Here is a 606-nt window from a genome sequence, read left to right as displayed (position 1 = left end):
CCGGCGCTCTCCTGGATGCCGATGAGCTCCATTACCTGGCTACCGCCGGGGCATCGATCGATAACTCGCCGGGGTCCACCAGCCCGCCTGCAAGACCGCGGCAACAGTCTCGCCATGTTGATTGGTCACCGGCTGCGCGCGGATCCGCAGCAGCAGACGTTCTTCCGGAAGCCGGTGCGCCTGGTGCGCGCCGGTTGGCCACACTGCCGGCTGCAGATCTACCGCAGCTGCTGCCGGTGCTCTCCTGGATGTCGGTGAACCCAGTACCCCGCTGCCGCTGGGGCAGCGATCGATAACTCACTGGGGGTCCACCGGCTCGCCTGCAGGACCCGGTAACGGTCTCGCCCAGGTGATTGGTCACCGGCTGCGCGCGGATCCGCAGCAGCAGCGGTAGACGTTCTTTCGGAAGCCGGTGCGCCCGGTGCGCGCCGGTTGGCCACACTGCCGGCTGCCGATCTATTGCAGCTGCTGCGGTAGACGTTTTTCCGGTGGCCGGTGCGCCTGTTGGCCACACTGCCATCTGAAGATCTACCGCAGCAGCTTCCGGCGCTCACCTGGATGCCGGTGCGCCTGCAGGAGCCCGGCAACAGCCTTGCCCTGGTAAAT

General features: G+C 66.8%; 1 protein-coding gene. It reads right to left on the bottom strand.

What is annotated here, in order from left to right:
- Window positions 1-31: 31 nt before the first annotated feature.
- Entirely contained in the window at window positions 32-301 is a 270-nt protein-coding gene (locus tag GC101_RS10525; protein ID WP_171717212.1) for a hypothetical protein, read from the bottom strand.
- Window positions 302-606 lie beyond the last annotated feature (305 nt).

The sequence above is a fragment of the Paenibacillus phytohabitans genome, from assembly GCF_013141775.1.
Taxonomy (GTDB): domain Bacteria; phylum Bacillota; class Bacilli; order Paenibacillales; family Paenibacillaceae; genus Paenibacillus_AQ; species Paenibacillus_AQ phytohabitans.
Note: the sequence above shows the minus strand (reverse complement) of the source record. Positions and strands in the feature narration are given on the sequence as shown.